The organism is Nocardia yamanashiensis NBRC 100130 (genome assembly GCF_001613325.1).
GTDB classification, from domain to species: Bacteria; Actinomycetota; Actinomycetes; order Mycobacteriales; family Mycobacteriaceae; genus Nocardia; species Nocardia yamanashiensis.
The window spans coordinates 171,781-189,242 of record NZ_BDCD01000017.1 but is presented as its reverse complement, the minus strand read 5'-3'; the positions used below and the strand labels follow the sequence as shown (position 1 = coordinate 189,242).

The window sequence follows — 17,462 nt, the reverse complement described above, 5'->3', positions numbered from 1 at the left end:
ATATGCGAACCGCCCATAGCGTCGAAGGCGGCCACCACACGGTGGTTCCGGACTATCGAGAAGGGCATTTCATGGCTACCACCCTGCGCGACCTCAACGGCTTCGACCAGACCCCGGCCGCGCTCGCCGATTCGACGCTCATCCTGGTCGACTACCAGAACACCTACACCCGCGGCGTCATGGAACTCGCCGGCTGGGAGCCCGCGCTCGAAGCCGCCGCGGCGCTGCTGGACCGGGCCCGCCGGGCCGGGGCGAAGGTCATTCACGTGGTCAACGACGGCGGCGCGGGCACGCCGTACGACATCACCGCCGAGATCGGGCAGATCCATCCGGCCGTCGCGCCGATCGCGGGCGAACCCGTCGTGGTGAAGACCGTGCCCAATGGTTTCGTCGATACCGAGCTGGGCGCGCAGGTCGATGCCGCGGGCAATAAATCCGTGGTCATCGCCGGTTTCATGACCCACATGTGCGTGACCTTCACGACCGAGGGCGCGTTCCTGCGCGGCAATCTGCCCACCGTCGTCGCCGACGCCTCCGCCACCCGCCCGCTGCGCACCGCGGTCGCCGAGGTCCCGGCCGAACAGTTGCACCAGGCCGCGCTGGCCACCATCGGCGACCTCTACGGCATCGTGGTCCCGTCCGCCGCGGCGCTGAACTAGCCGAGCAGCCCGCCCAGCATGCCGCCGCTCTGCCCGGCCTCCTGACCGCCGCCCGTGCCGCCGATGAAACCGCCCGGCGGCAGTTCGGAGGGCTGCACGATGACGAACCCGCGACCGGAGAACGACAGCGTCACGCCCTCGCCGGTGGAGCGGCCCATGAGGCGGCTGAAGCCGAACGAGTCATTGCGCTTGATACCGGTCTGCAGGCTGGAGGACCAGGCCACCGCGGCCTGCGGGTCGGCGTAGGTGGGCTGATCGACATTCAGCACGACGGGGGAGCCGTGGGTGGTGATGGCGATCCGGCCGCGCCCGGTGAAGACGCAGTTGAACAGGCCCGCATTGCTGGCGTAACCGGCTGCGCCCTGCACCCTTTGGATGTTGTAGCTCAGGCTGGTGTCGAAGGCGAGGACGTTCGCGCCGTTGATGGTCAGGCCGTCGGAACCGTCCAGATCCACCGTGTGGACGTCGGCCGCGGCATTGGCGAGGAACAGATCGCCGTGACCGGACACGCGCATGAGGGGTACGCCCTCGCCGGTCAGCCGCTGCTGGATGGCGCGGCCGATACCGCCGGACCCGAGCGCCTTGAATTCCAGATTGCCCTGGTAGGCGACCATGGAACCGGCGCGGGCCAGGGTCTCGCCGTTGACGGCGACGCGAATCATCTTGCCGCCCTGCTTCTGAATGCCGGGACCGTTGACCTCGGCGTGGCTGGGATTGAACAGATCGCTCTGCATCGGCGGCATTCCTTGCTGGGACGGGGTCGAGGGAACCGGTGCGTACTGTGGCGCGGGCGCGGACGGCTGCGGGGACGGATACTGCTGCGGCGGTGCGTAACCCGGCGGGGGCGGCGGCGGTGCGGCCGGTCGCGGCGGCGCGGATTGCTGCGGTGCGGATTGTTGCGGCGGGGATTGCCGGGGTGGGGATTGTTGCGGCGGCACGGACTTCGGCGGCTCCGGCTCGTCGTCGATATTCACGCCGAACGCGGCCGCGATACCCGCCAGACCGTCGTCGTAGCCCTGCCCGACGGCGCGCACCTTCCAGCCGTCGCCGCGCCGGTAGATCTCCACGCACACCACGCCGGACTCGGTGGTCAGGCCGGTCATCTGGAAAGTCAATGTGCCCGAGTCGGATCCGATGGTGGCCAGCAGCGGGCCGGCGGCGGCGAAGGTGCGCGGGCCGCTGCCGTCCAGGCTGGCGGTGATGGCGACCTTGTCCACATCGGCGGGCAGCGCGGAGGTCTGCACGTCGACCATGTCGCCGGCGCCGCGGCCGTGCCGGTACACCACGCCGGGACCGACCGGCTGGTTGAAGAACACGAAGTCAGCGTCCGAGCGCACCCGCCCGTTCGCCGCGAGCAGCAGCGCGGACACGTCGACCCCGGCGCTGGATCGCACGGTCACCGTCATCCGGTCCCCGGGCGCGGGCCGATTCTCACCGCGCGCCAGCCCCGTCACCGCGCACCCACCCGACTCGACAGCTCTCGCACGCCCTCCAGTCTGTCGTGCGCACGCCGCCGGTGCCAGCGACCCGGCGTGGCGCGCTCAGTCCAATGGCACTGTCGGCCCGAAGAACCCGACAATCCTGCCGATCCGACCGTCGTCGGTGAGCTCGGCCAGATCCAGGCCCTCCGGCAGCGCCGACCCGTCGGCCTGCACCACCCGCCAGGCGAAACGCGCCACCTCGTGGTGCTGATCGACCCGGCTGGTGCGCACCACCCGGGCGCCCGGCCGCCGCGCGATCATGGTCTCGATGTGCGCGAGCAGCTCCTCCGGGCCCACGGTCTGGATCCGCGGATCGGTGTAGGTGGCGTCCGGCGCCCACACCTGGCCGAGGAAGGTCCGCCGGCGCGCCGGATCGGGATCACTCCACGCCCGGCAGTAGGTGTCGATCAACTGCTCGAGCGGTGTATCGGAATCGGCCATGGGTCATCCTTTTCGGCGTCCTCAGCGCACCACTTCGATGATGTCGCCGGGCCACAGGTAGTTGTAGAAGGTCTCCGCGCCCTCGGGCGTCATGCGGATGCAGCCGTGCGACTGTTCCTCGGTCGGGCCGATGTGGGTCGCGATATCGCCGTCGAAGAACACCGCCCACTTCATCGGCACGTTGTGCAGCGTGCTCCAGTGGTCCTCGCGTTTGAAGTCGACGTCGAACACGCCGACATTGGTCTCGTACCCCGGCCGCCCGTGCGAGATGACGGTCGGGCCGTAGGTCACCTTGCCGTTGTCCATCAGCCACGCCTCATTGGTGGACAGGCGCATACAGCCGCGGGCGTTGGCCGCGGTGCACGGGGCCACCACCGGTGCGGCGGGCGGGCTGGGAATCAAGGGCGCGACGCCCGGAATATCGGGGCCGCCGGGCCAGAGTGGATCGGCGTGCGCGGGCGTCGCGAGCGCCAGTCCGGCCACGGTGATCGCGGCGAATGCCAGGGAATGGGTTGCCGAGCGGAGAAAACGGTTGTCACTCATGGAGATCCGACCTCTCTGTGCCTTACCTGGCTCCTAATTGTGAACCTGTCCGGTATGGAATCGGGGCATAACCGGCCCGACCCGCCGTCGTTCACCCTCGGATACCGCGTTTTCCGGCCCGGCGACCGCCCGATTTCAGCGCAACGGCACGCCCACATCGCTGCCGCCCTCGGCGGTCAGCCGGGTGCGGACCTTCACCAGCGCGGGCGCGGGCACGAAGCCGCCCGCGAAGAGCGCTTCGCCCTGGCGGAACCACGGCGACTGCGCCAGCAGGGCCGCGGGAGCGTAGCCGAAGTAGGTGCCGAGCTCGTCCAGATCCAGCGGCGAGGTCATCTTCATCAGGGCGAGGTTGTCGCACTGGGAGATGATGCCGGGGTGCACCTTCGAGGGCCGTTGCGTCGAAAGCAGCAGCCACAGGCCGAATTTGCGGCCCTCGGCGGCAATCTGGATGAGCCGCTCCCGGACCGCCACCGCGATCGGCGAATCCAATTGCGGGGAGGCCAGATTATGTGCCTCGTCGATGACCAGCAGCACCGGGCGGCGTTCCTCGCGGCGCGCCCACAGCTCGTCCAGCAGCGCCAGCGCCACCACCAATTGCTGTCCGGGCGTGGCGAATCCGCCGAGGTCGAGCACGGTGGCATCGGGGCGTTCGGCGACGATATCGGTGACCGCCGCGCCGTCGCGGGCCCAGACCTCCCAGTTCAGCAGGCCCAGATTCTCGATCCGCAGCGCCAGCCGCTGCTGCGCGGCCACCCCCGCGCCGGTCAGCACCGGCAGGATGTCGGCCAGCTCGCCGTTCGCCAGCAGCGGCGCCAGGCGCAGCAGTTCGTTGAACTCCTCCCGATCGGCGATCGGATCCAGGCGCAGCACAGCGGCTTTCGAGGCGAGCGGCAGATCGGTGAACCGGGCGCGCAGCGGCGTGCCGCCCTCGCCGCCCGGGCGCAGCACCCGGATATCGCGCTCCCGCAAGGCATTCGCGGTCGCGCCGGTGGCCTCGGGGCGCACCTCGCCGAGCCGGATGAAATCGGAATTCGGGTCCAGGATCACCACCGGCAGCGCGGTGTGCGCGATCAGCTGCTCCAGCACCACACCCAGCGCGTAGGTCTTGCCCGAACCGCTCTGCCCGCACCAGAAGGTGTGCCGGTTGAATCGCTTGGGCAGCAACCGCGCCGGGCCGCCGGGCGGGGTGAGCGTCGCGCCGACCTCCAGCAGTGCGCCCGTGGTCTCGTGCAGGGTCTGCACGGTCTCCTCGTCGACAGGTTCCAGCAACCCGCGCCCGAAGGCGTGGCTGGCGCGGGTGTCGATGCCCTCGCCATTGAGCACGCCGATCAAGCGGCCGCGCAGGCGCACCGGCGCGGACTCCGAGCGCTCCTCGATCAGGCCGAGCTGCCGATGCCCGTCGGTGCTGATCACCACCAGGGAACCGGCGACGAACGCGCTGTCGGCGGCGTCCGGAACCAGGAACGACCGACCGTCGTCCGAGCGCGCCGCGAGTTGTGACCGGCCGATCGGCATATGCTGCCACCTCCAGGTATCGCCGCCTGCCCGGTCCGGGCCGAGCTGCGCGGCCGGGAATAGCGAACTGTCAGCGACCATTCTGCCAACGAAGTTTGTGGTATTCCGTAAGCTGAGCCCTCTCGATCGGTACGGAGCAGGAGTTTGCAGGGGTGAACGGCACAACACTGGTCGATCGGATCGAGCTGCGGGGCGGTGGTGACGAACGCTCCGAGCGGGAATGCCTCGAACAATGGGAGGCGCTGCTCAGCGAGACCTATGTGCCGCTGGCCTTCGATCCGCTGCCCGCCCCGGCCTTCCACGGGCGGGTGGTCTCGGGGCGCTACGGGGAGCTGAGCCTGTCCACCATCGGCTCGACCCCGCAGATCGTGACCCGCACCTCCGGGCTGCTGTCCGCCGCCACCGACGAATACCTGCTCACCACGATTCAGACCCGCGGCCAGGCCCGGCTGCATCAGGACGGGCGGGTCGCGGACGTGGTGCCGGGCTCGATGGTCTGCTACGACAGCACCCGCGAATACCGCTGGGAGGGCACGGCGGACTGGGAGATGCTGGTGGTGCAGATCCCGCTGAGCGTGCTGCGGGCGCGGCCGGACTTCAGCGACGACGACATCCGCACCGCGGTCCCGTTGCCGCAGCTCGGCCCGACCGGCGTGGTGTCGCGCTTCTTCCGCGATCTGGCCGAGGTGCAGGCCGAGAACCCCGAGGGCGCGGCGCTGCTGGCGACCCCGGCCGTCGACCTGCTCGCCGCGGTGCTGCGGCAGACCACCGACGGCCGCCCCGCCGAGCTGGCCCGCGACGCGCTGGAACGGCAGCGGGTGCTCGACTACATGCGCCGCCACTGCGCCGATCCGGGCCTGACCGTCGACCGCATCGCCGACGGCTGCCGCATGTCGCGCCGCTCCCTCTACCGCGTCTTCGACGAATTCGAGGACGGCCCGGCCACGGTGCTGCGCCGGATGCGCGTCGACCACGCCTGTGATCTGCTCGCTCGCTACCCGAACCAGCCCATTTCGATGGTCGCCTACTCTTCCGGGTTCCTCGGCGAACGGCAGTTCTACCGTGCCTTCCGCGAGGAGAGAGGCGTCACCCCGTCTCTGTTCCGCGCGGGAGGCGCAGCGCGCCTGGGGGATTGAGCCCGCTCCCGGTTTCGGGTCGCGCCCCCTCGTCATCCCGGCATGCTTTCAGCCGGGATCCATCGTCGGCGTGTGGATTCCGGCTGAAAGCATGCCGGAATGACTGGGGGCGGGGTCCTGCTCAGACCGCGCTGCTCAGTTGCACGCTGTGGGCTCCCGCGCGGCGGCCGCTGAATACGCAGTCCGCCAGGGAAAGTCCGCTCACGTACGAGTTCGAGCAGACGCCGACCGCCGCCCGGCCCGCGGCGAACAGGCCGGGGATGGTGCCGCCGTCGGTGGTGCGCACCGCGCCGGTGTCCTCGTCCACCAGCAGGCCGCCCAGGGTGAGCATCGGCGTCGGGTAGGTGAGGCGCTCCTTGAACGAAATGTCCAGCAGCGCGAAGGGTCCGGTGCGGATGGGCTTGCGGATGTCGTCCGGTTTGCCCATCGGGTCGGGGCGGCCCGCGTCGATGGCGGCATTGTGCGCGTCCACGGTCTTGCGCAGCGCCGCCGGTTCGATCCCGGCGCGCGCCGCCACGTCCTCGACGGTCGCGCCGGTGATGCCGAGCCGTAGCAGCCGCTCGCCCTGCATGCGCTGGAACCACACCGACTGCGGCCCGAGCTGCCGTTGCGCCTCGGCGGCCAGCGGCGCGTCGATCAGCAGCCAGGCCCGATTGCCCGGACTGGCGGCGATGGCCGCGCCCAGCGCCGCGCCGTACCGGGATTCGTCGACCATGCGGCGGCCGTCGGCGTCCACCGCCAGCGACGCGAACAGCGCGCTCGGCGGCGCGATGAACCGCCAGGTGGAGATGGCGTCCATCTTGCCGGTGGCCGCGCCCAGCGCCTCGGCCATCCGGATGCCGCTGCCGTCGTCGCCGGCCGTGCCCAGCGGAAGTCCTTCGGCCCAGGGGTAATCCGGCGCGTGCCGCGCCACCATGGCGCCATCGGCGATGAACCCGCCGGTGGTCAGCACCACCCCGGACTTGGCCCGGATCCGCACCGGCCGCCCGTGCTTGCGCTCGATGCGGTCCATCAGCACCTGCACCGCCTGCCGCAGACCCTGGTGGTACACACCGGGTTTGGCCGAGATCTTGGCCAGCGCCGCGAACCGCCGCCGCACCCCGGCGGGCGCGCCGCTCAGCGTCGTCGCCTCCACCCCGACGACCCGGCCGTCCTCGACCACCAGTCGCGTTGCGCGCGTGCCGGTTTGCACCCGCACCCCGCGGTGCGCCGCCGATTCGGCCAGCGGCCCGAACACCTTCTTGCCCGACACCCCGCGCCCGTGCGCGCGATGCCCGCGCTGCGCCGGTTTCGCCAATTCCCGGAAGCCGCCGGAGTTTTCGCTGCCCGAGTAGTACAGGTAGTGGTCATCGGTCGGGTAGGAGGTCTTGTACGGGCACAGCGACGGCTGGAACGGCACCCCGTGCCGGCTCAGCCACTCGATCAGCTCGGCCGACCCCTCGCAGAACCGCCGCAGCGTCTGCTCGCTGACCGCGTCGCCGACCTCGGCGCGCAGATATGCCAGCATGTTCTCGACATCGTCCTCGACGCCCGCGGCCCGCTGCACCCAGGTGCCGCCGCCCGCGTACACGATGCCGCCGGAGAGCGCGGTCGCGCCGCCGCCCAGGAATCGATCGAGGGCCAGTACGTCGGCCCCGGCTTCACGGGCGGCGAGTGCCGCCGCGACGCCCGCGCCGCCGTAGCCGACGACCACGACGTCGGCCGAAGAGTCCCAGGTCCGCACCATTGCGACACACCTTCCCGATTGCCACCGGCCCACTTTGCCGAATCCGGCAAAACTATAACGTGTTCTCGTTTGCAATGCCGGGCGCGCCGGGTGCAACGGCACGGGTTCGTTGCCGGGCGTCAATACCGCTGTGGCCGTTGCGAGTTGGTGGTCGTACAGCGGTCTGCCGCCCGAAATGTCGCTTATTCTGGTTCGCACACAGCTGAACGGATACTCATGAACGAGAACGATCTACGGCAACTGGAGATCCCGCTTCCCTTCCAGTTCGAACAGCATCCGCAGGCACACCAGGCCCAGCAGGCCGCCCGCACCTGGGCGAGCCGTTTCGAACTGCTCCGCGACGCATCCGCCGCCCGCAAGTTCGACGACCTCGGTTACGGCCGCTTCGCCGCCTACTGCTCCCCGACGGCCAATTTCACCGATCTGGTGCTGCTGACCGAATGGATCGCGCTGTTCTTCGTTTTCGACGATCTGCAAGGCAAGGCCGTCACCGCCGGGCGGCTGGACGAATACGACGACCTGCGGCACGCGGCGCTCGGCGTGGTGCATCAGCGCGGCCTGGCCGAACCCGCCGAACCGGTGCTGGCGGCGCTGTCGAACCTGTGCAAGCGCACTTTCGATCGCAATTCCCAGGATTGGGCCCGGCGTTTCGAGCTGAACCTGCACATCTGGCTCACCGGCCACGCGCGCGAGAACGCCTTCCGGCACTCCGGCGCCACCCCGACCGCGGCGGAGTTCGTGCGGGTGCGCCGGGACGCCAGCACCATGCAGCCCATCCTGGATCTGATGGAACTGGTGGAGCACACCGAGATTCCCGACCCGCTCTACTACGGGCCGAGCTATCAGCTGATCGTCGCCGCCACCACCGACATCATGTGCTGGATCAACGATCTGCATTCGCTCGCGGCCGAGGTCGAGGCCGGCGACCCGATGAATCTGGTGATCGTGCTGCGCCGCACCGCGGGACTGGATCTGCCGCAGGCGGTGGCCGAGGTGCGCCGGATGATCGACGAGCGGATCGCCGAGCATCAGGCCGCGACCGACGGCATCGTCGCGGAGATGGATGCGCTCGGGCTGCCGGCGAATTTGCGCAATGGTGTCCGGCGCTGCCTGCGCGACGGCCGATCGGCAATTGCCGGGATGGAACTCTGGGACCGGACCGATACGGTCCGGTTCGCCGCGTCGGCCGCGCAGCATCGAGATCTGGACTACGACAGGGACTTTCTGCTCGAGTCCTGAACGGCGGTCACTGCCCGCCGTTGCGCACCTTGTCCCGGAACTGCCCGGGAGTCAGACCGGTCTCGTCCCGGAAGGCCCGGAAGAAGTGCCGGTCGGTGGCGAACCCGGAGGCCGAGGCGATGGAGGTCATGGAGCGCGTGGAATCGGCCCGGATCAGGCGGCGGGCGTGCTCGATCCGCATGCGCCGCATGATCGTTCCCGGTTCCCCGAAGCCCTCGCACACCCGGTACAGCGTGCGGCGGGAGATGAGGCAGGCGCGCGCGATCTCGTCGACCGTCAGATTCGGTTCGGTGAAATGGCTGCGGATATAGCTCAGCACCTGCCGGCGGGTGTAGAGCGAATCCGGCGGGGCGGGCGAGCTGTTCCCGGTGGCCAGCAGCACCGCCGAGGACAGCATCATGGCGGCGTCGCCGCGGAAGGCGGTGACCGCGCGATTCACCTCGGCCGGCGGCAATTCGCCCAGGCCCCGGAAGAATCCGGCGACCAGGCCCAGTGCGCCGTCGGCCGGCATGGCGGTGGCCACCGGGAGCTGGTCCCGGGTCAGGCCGGCGTGGTCGAGCACCAGTTGCAGCGGCGCGCGGACCAGCGTGGACACCGCGTGATCGGTGCAGCGGCTCTCGAACGGCTGGCCGGAATCGAAGAAGGCGATGGTGCCGGGCTTGGACACCGCGGTGCGCCCGCCCTGTTCGGACCAGTTGGTGCCCTCCACCACGATGTTCACCAGCAGGAACTCACCGGTGGACTGGGCGATCATGCGCTTGTTGCGCAGCGCCCGCTGCCCGTCGGAGTGCATCTGCGATACCGCGAAACCGTCGAACTGGGTGCTGACCACCCGGCCCTGCCAATGCCCGTGGGACAGTGGTTCGATCGCGGTCGGGATTATCGCGTCCGCCATCAGGGCTTCCCACTGCTCGAAAGCCTGACGTGGCGAAACCGTCGAGGACGAGGACACCTCGACAGAGCCCGTAACGGCTTGCTCCATGGTGGCTATCTTCCCACTGCAACCAGCACCTGAACCACCTTTCGAACGAGTTATCCGATTGCCCGCCCTCGCGCTGCGGAGCCGTCGCGGCACCCGGATGATGAATGTCGCCGATCGCCGGGCGATTTCGAAACGGAGAGTGTCAATGCAGATCGAACAGGTATCCGACTCGGTGCACGTGGTCACCGGAACGAACGTCAACTGGGCGCTGATCAGTGACGATTCCGGGGTCACCCTCGTCGATGCCGGATATCCCGCCGATGCCGCGGACGTGCAGGCCTCGATTCGCGAAATCGGCCACGACATCGCCGATCTCGCCGCGGTGCTGGTCACCCACGCGCATCTCGATCACATCGGCGGAATTCCGCCGCTGGTCGCGAAACTCGGCGTGCCGGTGTACACCGGCGCGGACGAGGTCCCGCACCTGAAACGCGAATACCTGCAGCAGATCACTCCGCTCGAAGTCGCCGCGCAACTCTTCGTACCCGGCGGCCTGCGCTGGGTATTGCAGACCGCCCGCGCCATCGATCCGCTGAAAGGCGGCCTGGGCACCAAGATTCCGTCCGCCGTCGCCGCCGAGCCGGAAGTCCTGCGCGAACTCCCCGGCGGCCTGGTGGCCATCGCGACGCCCGGCCACACCACCGGCCACACCGCATATCTGATGCCCGCGGAGAAAGTCCTGTTCACCGGCGACGCCCTGGTCACCGGCCACCGCATCGCCCGCACCGAAGGCCCCCAGCTCATCCCCTCGGTCTTCCAGCACGACGAACCCGCCGCCCTGGCCTCGGCACGCGCCCTGGCCGACTACGACGCCGAAATTCTCGTCCCCGGCCACGGCAAGCCGATGCACAGCCCCATCTCGGTCCTCGTCGCCGACCTCTGACCCACGGGAAATTCCGGCGCGACCGCGCGCGAAACCCCGGACATAATGCGGCATGGGAGTTTTCAGTCCGCGCTGCCCGGTCGGGGAATTGGAGCGGCTCTGGATCGAGGAGATGATGAGCTGGTGCGCGGCGCAATTCGGTGACCGGACGCTGCGCACCCCGGTCATCCTGCCGACCGGCGACTTCTTTCCGGGGGACTATTCGGGGACCGAATCGCAGGTGCGATCGCTGGTCGAGCGGGTGGCGGGATACATGGGGGTGGAACGCGATCGCATTGTGGTCGAGGTGCATCCGGATGGTCTTTCGCTGCCGGAGGCGCTCGGTTATCCGGAGGGGTCGGCGCGCGGGGAGGCCGGGCATTACCGGCTCGAGCACGGGCGGGCGGTGGTCTCACTGGAGATGTCGCAGCTGCGGGCGCCGGTGACGCTGGTGGCGACCGTCGCGCACGAGCTGGCGCACGAGCGGCTGCTGGGGGAGGGGCGCATCGAGCCCGATCGGCACGACGGGGAACAGCTCACCGATCTGCTGACGGTTTTCCTGGGGCTGGGGGTCTTCAATGCCAATGCGGCATTTCAGTTCTCCCAGAATCAGCGCGGGTGGCAGTCGCAGCGGCTGGGCTATCTGCCGCAGCCCATGTTCGGCTATGCGCTGGCCTGCTGGAGCTTCATGCGCGGGGATTCGAAACCGGTGTGGGCCGGGCATCTGGACACCAATCCGCGGGTGTACATGAAACAGGGCCTCAAGTACCTGCGGGCGAATCCGGACGCGCTGCCGGGCTGGCGCGATCGCGTGCGCTGATCTCGATCCGGCCCGGGTGTTGCGCCGCGCGTACGGACCGAATGCCCGTTATGGTCGGACGGGTGGCCAGTAAGTCGGTGCCGCCCGCCGTGGAATTGACGGTCGGCGCGCACACGGTACGGGTGTCGAATCCGGATCGGGTGTACTTCCCCGACACCGGAGCGACCAAACTCGACCTGGCGCGGTACTACCTGAGCGTCGGCGACGGCATCGTCAACGCCCTGCGCGACCGGCCCTGCATGCTGCACCGCTTCCCGAAAGGCTTGCCCGGCGGCAAGGTTCACCAGAAGCGGCTACCCGGCGGCGCCCCGGACTGGATTCCGACCGTGCAGCTCTACTTCCCGCGCTACGGCCGCACCGCCGACGAACTGTGCGTGGAGAAACTCGCCGACGTGATCTGGGCGGTGCAGATGTCGACGGTCGAGTTCCATCCCTGGAACTCCCGGCGCTCCGACACCGAACTGCCCGACGAATGGCGCATCGATCTGGACCCGATGCTGGACTGCCCGTGGTCGCGGGTGCAGCGGGTGGCCGGGGTGGTGCACGAGGTGCTCGACGAACTGGGCGCGGTGGGCTGGCCGAAAACCTCCGGCGGCAAGGGTTTGCACATCTACGTGCGCATCGCGCCCAACTTCGGATTCCAGGAGGTGCGCCGGGCCGCGCTGGCGTTCGCGCGCGAGGTGGAGCGGCGCGCGCCGGCGGACGTCACCACCACCTGGTGGCGCAAGGACCGCGATCCGCGGCTGGTGTTCGTGGACTACAACCAGAACGCGCGCGATCACACCATCGCCGCCGCGTATTCGGTGCGCGGGGTACCCGCGGCGACCGTGTCCACGCCGGTGCGCTGGGACGAGATCCCCGAGGTGGATCCGCGCGACTTCACCATGACCACCGTGCCCGCCCGCTACGCCGAACTCGGCGATCTGCACGCCGGCATCGACGCGGCGGTCTTCGATATCGACCCCCTGCTGGACTGGGCCGACCGTGATCCGGTCGATCTCGACAGCGGTGACGACTGAGCCGCCGGGGATCGGGAGGCGGTGGCGAAATCCCGCCGCATGAGCGCCCGCTGCGCGACAGGAACTCGAAACCTCCTGTTCGCCACCGGGTGGCACGCTCGCCGCGGCCGGATTCGGTCGCAGGTCGGCATCGCCGCTGGGCGATGCGAGAGAAGTGGGTTTCGAACGTGCGGGTTCGCTCGGCCGGACGCGGCGCGGCAGTACTGACCGTCGCGGGCATGCTCGCCGCCGCCCTCGCGGCGCTGCCGGTGGCCGCGGGCGAACCGGGGACGAACGCGACCGGGCCGGGGGCCGCGGCGGTTTCGGCGGACGGTTCGCGCATCGTGGATATGCACGGTGACGGCCGGTACCTGACGCTGACCGTGTTCTCCGCCGCGATGAAAAGCGAATTCACCGTGCACGTACAGCGCGCGGCCGACACCTCCGTACCGCGGCCGGTGCTGTACCTGCTCAGCGGCGGCAGCGGCGGCAAGGGCCCGGGGTCGTGGGATCAGCAGACCCGCGCCGGGGAGTTCCTGGCCGGGAAGAACGTGCACGTGGTGCAGCCGATCGGCGGGGCGGCCTCGTACTACACCGATTGGCGATCGCCGGACCCGCGGCTGGGCATCGTGAAGTGGAAGACCTATCTGACCGAAGAACTGCCGCCGCTCATCGACGCGGCGCTGCACACCAGCGGCGTGAACGCCATTGCGGGAGTGTCGATGTCGGGCACCTCGGTGCTGCAACTGGCGATCGCCAAACCTGGGCTGTACCGGGCGGTGGCGGCCTACAGCGGGTGCGCGCGGATCGCCGATCCGATCGGGCAGGCGTATGTGCGGCTCACCGTGGCCTACAGCGCCGGCGACGCGGGCAATATGTACGGGCCGCCGGGCGATCCCCTGTGGGCCGCCAATGATCCCTACCTGAACGCGGCCGGACTGCGCGGGGTGGAACTGTTCCTCTCCAGCGGCAATGGCATTCCCGGCCCCTACGATCGCACCGGCGATCACCGGCTGGCCGGCGGCGGTGCGGTCGCGCTCGCCAATCAGGTGCTGGTCGGCGGCATCATCGAGGCCGCCACCGAACAGTGCACGCGCAGCATGGCGGATCGCTTGGCGGACTTGGGAATTCCCGCAACCGTGGTGCTGCGTTCCTACGGCACGCATTCGTGGGGCTACTGGGAGGACGAGCTCGCCGAATCCTGGCCGGTGCTGGCGCGCGGTCTCGGACTTTAAGCGGCACAAGGTTTCTGTCAGAATCTTGAAAGTCCAGGCCCGTAAACATATGGGCGTAAGGCCTGGAACGCACAGCCGCCCAAAGGTATCCGCATCACGCAGCCTGTGATGCAGAGGGGGAACACATCATGAAGTCGTCAGTCGCCGCCCGGATCGGTCTCGTCTGCGCTGCCGTCGTCACGCCGGTGCTGCTGGCCGCGCCCGCGCAGGCCGAACCGCATCCGAACGCCTGCCTGGTGATCGAGAACAATACGCCGCGGGTCGCCACCATCACCCTGCACAATCGCTCGTTCCAGGGCTCGCGCTGGGATGTGAAGCCGTGGGACAACACCATTCTGACCAGTGGCGACCGGGCCATCGCGACCTCCGACGGCGACTGGAACCTGAACGGCCCGTCCGGCTCCTGGCGCTACGAGCCGGAGCTCAACAATTCGCGCTGGGGCTGCACCGGCTCCTGGGTGTTCACCATCAACTGACGCGGTGGCCGCCGGGACCTCAATGCCGCTTACCGTGCACATTGAGGTCCACGGCTTCCCGGATGAGTTCGCCCAGCGCCCGCTCGTCGATGACGTCCTGCTCGGTGATATCGATGGCGCGCCGGGCGTTCCCGTCCAGACTGGCATTGAACAGCCGCCCCGGATCATCCAGCGCCGCACCCTTCATGAAGGTCAGTTTGACCGCGCTCTTGTAGACCTCGCCGGTGCAGATGATGCCGTCGTGCGACCAGACGGGCGTGCCGGGATTGCTGGCCTTCGCCCATTTCCACTCCTCGACCACCTCGGGATCGGCCGCGTGGATGACCTTGCGCACCTGGGCCAGGGTGCGCCCGCGCCAATCGTCGAGATCCCGGATCCGCTGGTCGATCTGTTCCGAAGCGCTCTGGTCGTGGTCCGTCATCTACATCTCCTTCGGCGAGTGACATAGAGCGTGCGTCCAGGTCCAACCATACGGCCGTACGGGCTGGGGCCCGGCAGCGCCGCGCCCCCGCCCGGTAGGGTCGGCGCGGTGAACGAGGCGATCCGGGGACTGCGCTCGGTGCGGCACTTCCGGCCCGATCCGGTGCCGAGGGCGACCGTCGAGCAAATCATCGAGGCGGCGCGGTGGACCGGGTCGGCGCGCAATCGGCAGCCGTGGCGGTTCGTGGCGGTGACCCGGCCGGAGATCCGGCGGGAGCTGGCGGGGCTGGGCGGGTACGCCGTGCATCTCGCCGACGCGCCGCTGGTGCTGGTGCTGGCGGCGCACGACAATGGTTTCAGCGATACCGAATTCGATATGGGCCGGATCGCGCAGTCGGTGTGCCTGGCCGCCGCCGGGTTCGGGCTGGGCAGCTGCCTGACGACCTTCCATCCGGCCGGGAATGTCACCCGGGCGAGCGAGACGGTCGGGCTGGCATCGGACTGGTTACCGCGCCACGCCATTGCGATCGGCTATCCCGACCCGGCGAAACCGACTGCGCCGAACGCTATTCCGCGGGGTCGTAAGCCGGTCGCGGAATTGCTGACCTGGGTGTCGTAACCAGGGCGGCTGGTCTACTTGGGGATCGGCGGGCCCGGGTCCAGGCCCATGGCCTCGCGGGCCTTGCGAATGAAATACAGCCCGCCGCGCGCGGTTTCGCGCGCCACCCGGACCTGACCGAGGGTGGTCGCGGCGGCCAGCTGGGTCCGGGCGACATTCATGCGATCGGCGGCTTCGCCGAGCGCGTCCAGGGCCTCGGCGTCCTCCGGATCGAGCAGCACCAGTTCACTGCCCATCCGGTCCAGATAGCCGCGGACCTCGGTCTTGGCGTCGGCGACCCGTTCCACGTCGCCGGTCCATTCCCGGGAGATCCACCACGCGGCCACGGCCAGCGCGGCCAGCACGAGCACGAGGAACAACAGTCGACCCACGCCTCCAGCTTACGGCGAGCGGACCCGCTGCCCGGTCGCCGCCGGGTCGCGTTTTGGGCAGTGTGCTGCGGCGGGCCCGGTGATTTTCGTGCCATGTCACCTGTTCGGGATCGGGTTGCGCTGGCAGCGTGCAGGGCATGAACAGGGTGGTTCGGGCGGGGCGGCGTGCCGCTCGCACGGGTGGGACGAAAAATATTGCGCGCACGCGGAATTCGGCCGCGTGGCTGGTCGCCGCCGTGGCCGCCGCGACCATCGCGCAGGCCGCGCCGGCGGCCGCCGAGCCCGAACCGGTGAGCGCGGCGAGCGATCGGCAGGAGGAGCAGCTCTCGGCCCGGGACGGCATCGCCGTATCGTATGTGAGCCTGGCGCTGCCGTTGCCCGCCGGTGCGCCCGCGCATCCTGCGAGCTGCGACCGGGTCGGGTTCCTGCGCTACCGGGCCGTCGACGGGCCGGCCGCGTCCGCCGACGCCGACCGGGTCGTGATCCAGCAACAGGGCCTGCACGGCGGCTCGGTCAACTCCGACAGCGTGGCCTTCAATACCGTGCACTCGGCGCTGGCCATGGGGCAGCACATCGAGTACTGGGCGCTGGCCCGGCGCAGCACCTGCCTGGACGAGACGCTCGGCTTCGATTACGCACTGCGGACCGGCAACTACCTCGACGCCGTCGACTACTACTTCAACGGCATGCCCATCGACGGGGTGCGCTTCGCCGGGTTCAAAGCCTCGAACGAGCTGGGCGTGCTGGATTACATGGGCCTCGAGCGTGTGGTGCGCGACCAGTACGAGGTGATGCTGCACGAGATTCCGGAGCAGGCGGTGCGGCAGCGCAAGTTCGTGTGCACCGGAATCTCCCTGGGCGGCTTGGTGACCGGGTTCTTCTCCGATTGGGAGTTCGACGGGCGACCCGGCGCGGATCAGTGCGCCGCCTTCGCCGCACAGGATTCCATGGTCTCCTCCGATCCGGTCGCCCTGCAGAACACGCCGTTCCTCAGCGCCATCACCAATGCCATTGTGAGCCCAGTGGATTCGCTGCTGCAGACCGGATTCCGCGCCGATGTGCTGCCCCGCACCTTCGGGTCCGCGCCCGGGCTCGGCACCCGCGCCTTCGTGCTGCTGCGCCTGGCCGGGCTCGCCGCCCACCTGGATCCCGACGGGGAAAGCCGGCTGCTGGCGCATCTTCCGCACGATGCCGATATCGACGGCACCCTGAACACCTTCTTCGCGCCGACCTGGGCGGCCTGGGTGACCAATGGCGCGGACGGTTCCGGGACCATCCGCGACTTCCGGTTCACCAATACCGCGCTGCTCGGCGTCCTCATCGACAACAACTCGTCGAACTTCTCGCTGTTCCAGCAGGGGCTGGGCGCACTGGACGGCGGACCGGTGCAGGACAAGTCCTTCCCCAATCCCGGTGAGCTGACCCAGCTTCCGTTATTGGGCAACTTCCTGCGCATCACCGCCGGGCCGCAGCGGCGGGTGGCCCCCACCGATCGCACCGCGCTCTACACCTGGCGCAACTACGACGACGTCATCGGCGTGCCCTACACCTCGCCGAACCACGAGGTCGCCGATATCCGGGATGTGGCAAGGCAATTGGGCACCGGCTACCCGAGCGCCTACTGGGAGACCTACTTCCCGCTCCGTCTGGTGATCGATATCGGCGCGGGCTACGGCGGCACCCGCACCGGTGACCTCGCGGCCCTGCGCTATCACGGTATGAGCCGCCTGAAGCCGAACTTCGTGGCCTGGGCGGGCGACAGCCCCGTCCCGCCCGCCACCGGCACCTTCTTCCCGACGCCGGCGCTGGCCCGGGTGGTCACGCTGCCCGGCTACAACCACATCGACACCATCGGCGCGGCGGCCACCCAGAACGACGGGCAGCCCGACCCCAGCGGCTGGCAGCTCGCCCTGTTCCTGCGCAGCCTCGGCTGAGACGT

General features: G+C 69.4%; 18 protein-coding genes. 10 read left to right on the top strand and 8 right to left on the bottom strand.

The window, feature by feature from the left end; all coding sequences use genetic code 11:
• The first annotated feature begins 71 nt into the window (after positions 1 to 71).
• A complete protein-coding gene (locus tag NY1_RS19315; RefSeq protein ID WP_067715592.1) occupies positions 72 to 659 on the top strand; it encodes an isochorismatase family protein in 588 nt (195 codons plus the stop codon).
• Here the strand turns inward: NY1_RS19315 and NY1_RS19310 are convergent.
• The 4 genes from NY1_RS19310 to NY1_RS19295 all read right to left on the bottom strand — a co-directional run bounded on the left by NY1_RS19310 (position 656) and on the right by NY1_RS19295 (position 4,639).
• Positions 656 to 2,113, bottom strand: coding sequence for an AIM24 family protein (locus NY1_RS19310; RefSeq protein WP_233434389.1), 1,458 nt, complete (start codon positions 2,111 to 2,113; stop codon positions 656 to 658). The genes NY1_RS19315 and NY1_RS19310 overlap by 4 nt on opposite strands.
• A gap of 87 nt (positions 2,114 to 2,200) precedes the next feature.
• On the bottom strand, positions 2,201 to 2,581 hold the full coding sequence (locus NY1_RS19305) for a nuclear transport factor 2 family protein (RefSeq protein WP_067715023.1): 381 nt from the start codon (positions 2,579 to 2,581) through the stop codon (positions 2,201 to 2,203).
• Positions 2,582 to 2,602: 21 nt separating this feature from the next.
• Complete coding sequence (locus NY1_RS19300) at positions 2,603 to 3,124, bottom strand: L,D-transpeptidase (RefSeq protein ID WP_084535116.1); 522 nt, start codon at positions 3,122 to 3,124, stop codon at positions 2,603 to 2,605.
• Between the two features lie 135 nt (positions 3,125 to 3,259).
• Positions 3,260 to 4,639, bottom strand: coding sequence for an ATP-binding protein (locus tag NY1_RS19295; protein ID WP_084535115.1), 1,380 nt, complete (start codon positions 4,637 to 4,639; stop codon positions 3,260 to 3,262).
• A 152-nt stretch (positions 4,640 to 4,791) separates the two neighbouring features.
• On the opposite strand from NY1_RS19295, the gene NY1_RS19290 reads away from it, so the two are divergent.
• On the top strand, positions 4,792 to 5,775 hold the full coding sequence (locus NY1_RS19290; RefSeq protein WP_067715020.1) for an AraC-like ligand-binding domain-containing protein: 984 nt from the start codon (positions 4,792 to 4,794) through the stop codon (positions 5,773 to 5,775).
• Between the two features lie 121 nt (positions 5,776 to 5,896).
• Here the strand turns inward: NY1_RS19290 and NY1_RS19285 are convergent, their stop codons facing one another.
• The gene (locus NY1_RS19285) at positions 5,897 to 7,501 is read right to left on the bottom strand and encodes an FAD-binding protein (RefSeq protein WP_067715017.1); all 1,605 of its coding nucleotides are present in this window, start codon (positions 7,499 to 7,501) and stop codon (positions 5,897 to 5,899) included.
• 216 nt (positions 7,502 to 7,717) lie between these two features.
• Between NY1_RS19285 and NY1_RS19280 the strand changes: the two genes are divergently transcribed.
• On the top strand, positions 7,718 to 8,740 hold the full coding sequence (locus NY1_RS19280) for a terpene synthase family protein (RefSeq protein WP_067715014.1): 1,023 nt from the start codon (positions 7,718 to 7,720) through the stop codon (positions 8,738 to 8,740).
• A 7-nt stretch (positions 8,741 to 8,747) separates the two neighbouring features.
• Here NY1_RS19280 and NY1_RS19275 read toward each other — a convergent pair whose 3' ends face one another.
• A complete protein-coding gene (locus NY1_RS19275) occupies positions 8,748 to 9,722 on the bottom strand; it encodes an AraC family transcriptional regulator (RefSeq protein WP_084535114.1) in 975 nt (324 codons plus the stop codon).
• Between the two features lie 145 nt (positions 9,723 to 9,867).
• Between NY1_RS19275 and NY1_RS19270 the strand changes: the two genes are divergently transcribed.
• The 5 genes from NY1_RS19270 (at position 9,868) to NY1_RS19250 (ending at position 14,113) form a co-directional block, all read left to right on the top strand.
• A complete protein-coding gene (locus tag NY1_RS19270; RefSeq protein ID WP_067715009.1) occupies positions 9,868 to 10,605 on the top strand; it encodes an MBL fold metallo-hydrolase in 738 nt (245 codons plus the stop codon).
• A 52-nt stretch (positions 10,606 to 10,657) separates the two neighbouring features.
• On the top strand, positions 10,658 to 11,404 hold the full coding sequence (locus NY1_RS19265) for a hypothetical protein (protein ID WP_067715005.1): 747 nt from the start codon (positions 10,658 to 10,660) through the stop codon (positions 11,402 to 11,404).
• A 50-nt stretch (positions 11,405 to 11,454) separates the two neighbouring features.
• Positions 11,455 to 12,423: a non-homologous end-joining DNA ligase gene (gene ligD / locus NY1_RS19260; RefSeq protein WP_067715003.1), complete on the top strand. Its 969-nt coding sequence runs from the start codon at positions 11,455 to 11,457 to the stop codon at positions 12,421 to 12,423.
• 218 nt (positions 12,424 to 12,641) lie between these two features.
• Positions 12,642 to 13,637: an alpha/beta hydrolase gene (locus NY1_RS19255; RefSeq protein ID WP_157762384.1), complete on the top strand. Its 996-nt coding sequence runs from the start codon at positions 12,642 to 12,644 to the stop codon at positions 13,635 to 13,637.
• 128 nt (positions 13,638 to 13,765) lie between these two features.
• Positions 13,766 to 14,113 (top strand): hypothetical protein, encoded by a 348-nt coding sequence (locus NY1_RS19250; protein WP_067714998.1) that lies wholly within the window; start codon positions 13,766 to 13,768, stop codon positions 14,111 to 14,113.
• Between the two features lie 19 nt (positions 14,114 to 14,132).
• On the opposite strand, the gene NY1_RS19245 is transcribed toward NY1_RS19250, so the two are convergent.
• A complete protein-coding gene (locus NY1_RS19245; RefSeq protein WP_067714995.1) occupies positions 14,133 to 14,534 on the bottom strand; it encodes a DUF1801 domain-containing protein in 402 nt (133 codons plus the stop codon).
• A 108-nt stretch (positions 14,535 to 14,642) separates the two neighbouring features.
• Between NY1_RS19245 and NY1_RS19240 the strand changes: the two genes are divergently transcribed.
• Entirely contained in the window at positions 14,643 to 15,152 is a 510-nt protein-coding gene (locus NY1_RS19240) for a nitroreductase family protein (protein ID WP_067714992.1), read from the top strand.
• 14 nt (positions 15,153 to 15,166) lie between these two features.
• Here the strand turns inward: NY1_RS19240 and NY1_RS19235 are convergent, their stop codons facing one another.
• Positions 15,167 to 15,523, bottom strand: coding sequence for a hypothetical protein (locus NY1_RS19235; protein WP_067714989.1), 357 nt, complete (start codon positions 15,521 to 15,523; stop codon positions 15,167 to 15,169).
• A gap of 137 nt (positions 15,524 to 15,660) precedes the next feature.
• On the opposite strand from NY1_RS19235, the gene NY1_RS19230 reads away from it, so the two are divergent.
• Entirely contained in the window at positions 15,661 to 17,457 is a 1,797-nt protein-coding gene (locus tag NY1_RS19230) for a hypothetical protein (RefSeq protein WP_233434386.1), read from the top strand.
• Positions 17,458 to 17,462 lie beyond the last annotated feature (5 nt).

Excerpts from the sequence above, each read along its gene's own strand:
- NY1_RS19315 (WP_067715592.1), top strand. The coding sequence starts at position 72 with ATGGCTACCACCCTGCGCGACCTCAACGGCTTCGACCAGACCCCGGCC.
- NY1_RS19305 (WP_067715023.1), bottom strand. The coding sequence starts at position 2,581 with ATGGCCGATTCCGATACACCGCTCGAGCAGTTGATCGACACCTACTGC.
- NY1_RS19300 (WP_084535116.1), bottom strand. The coding sequence starts at position 3,124 with ATGAGTGACAACCGTTTTCTCCGCTCGGCAACCCATTCCCTGGCATTC.
- NY1_RS19295 (WP_084535115.1), bottom strand. The coding sequence starts at position 4,639 with ATGCCGATCGGCCGGTCACAACTCGCGGCGCGCTCGGACGACGGTCGG.
- NY1_RS19285 (WP_067715017.1), bottom strand. The coding sequence starts at position 7,501 with ATGGTGCGGACCTGGGACTCTTCGGCCGACGTCGTGGTCGTCGGCTAC.
- NY1_RS19280 (WP_067715014.1), top strand. The coding sequence starts at position 7,718 with ATGAACGAGAACGATCTACGGCAACTGGAGATCCCGCTTCCCTTCCAG.
- NY1_RS19275 (WP_084535114.1), bottom strand. The coding sequence starts at position 9,722 with ATGGAGCAAGCCGTTACGGGCTCTGTCGAGGTGTCCTCGTCCTCGACG.
- NY1_RS19270 (WP_067715009.1), top strand. The coding sequence starts at position 9,868 with ATGCAGATCGAACAGGTATCCGACTCGGTGCACGTGGTCACCGGAACG.
- NY1_RS19265 (WP_067715005.1), top strand. The coding sequence starts at position 10,658 with ATGGGAGTTTTCAGTCCGCGCTGCCCGGTCGGGGAATTGGAGCGGCTC.
- ligD (WP_067715003.1), top strand. The coding sequence starts at position 11,455 with ATGGTCGGACGGGTGGCCAGTAAGTCGGTGCCGCCCGCCGTGGAATTG.
- NY1_RS19255 (WP_157762384.1), top strand. The coding sequence starts at position 12,642 with ATGCTCGCCGCCGCCCTCGCGGCGCTGCCGGTGGCCGCGGGCGAACCG.
- NY1_RS19250 (WP_067714998.1), top strand. The coding sequence starts at position 13,766 with ATGAAGTCGTCAGTCGCCGCCCGGATCGGTCTCGTCTGCGCTGCCGTC.
- NY1_RS19245 (WP_067714995.1), bottom strand. The coding sequence starts at position 14,534 with ATGACGGACCACGACCAGAGCGCTTCGGAACAGATCGACCAGCGGATC.
- NY1_RS19230 (WP_233434386.1), top strand. The coding sequence starts at position 15,661 with ATGAACAGGGTGGTTCGGGCGGGGCGGCGTGCCGCTCGCACGGGTGGG.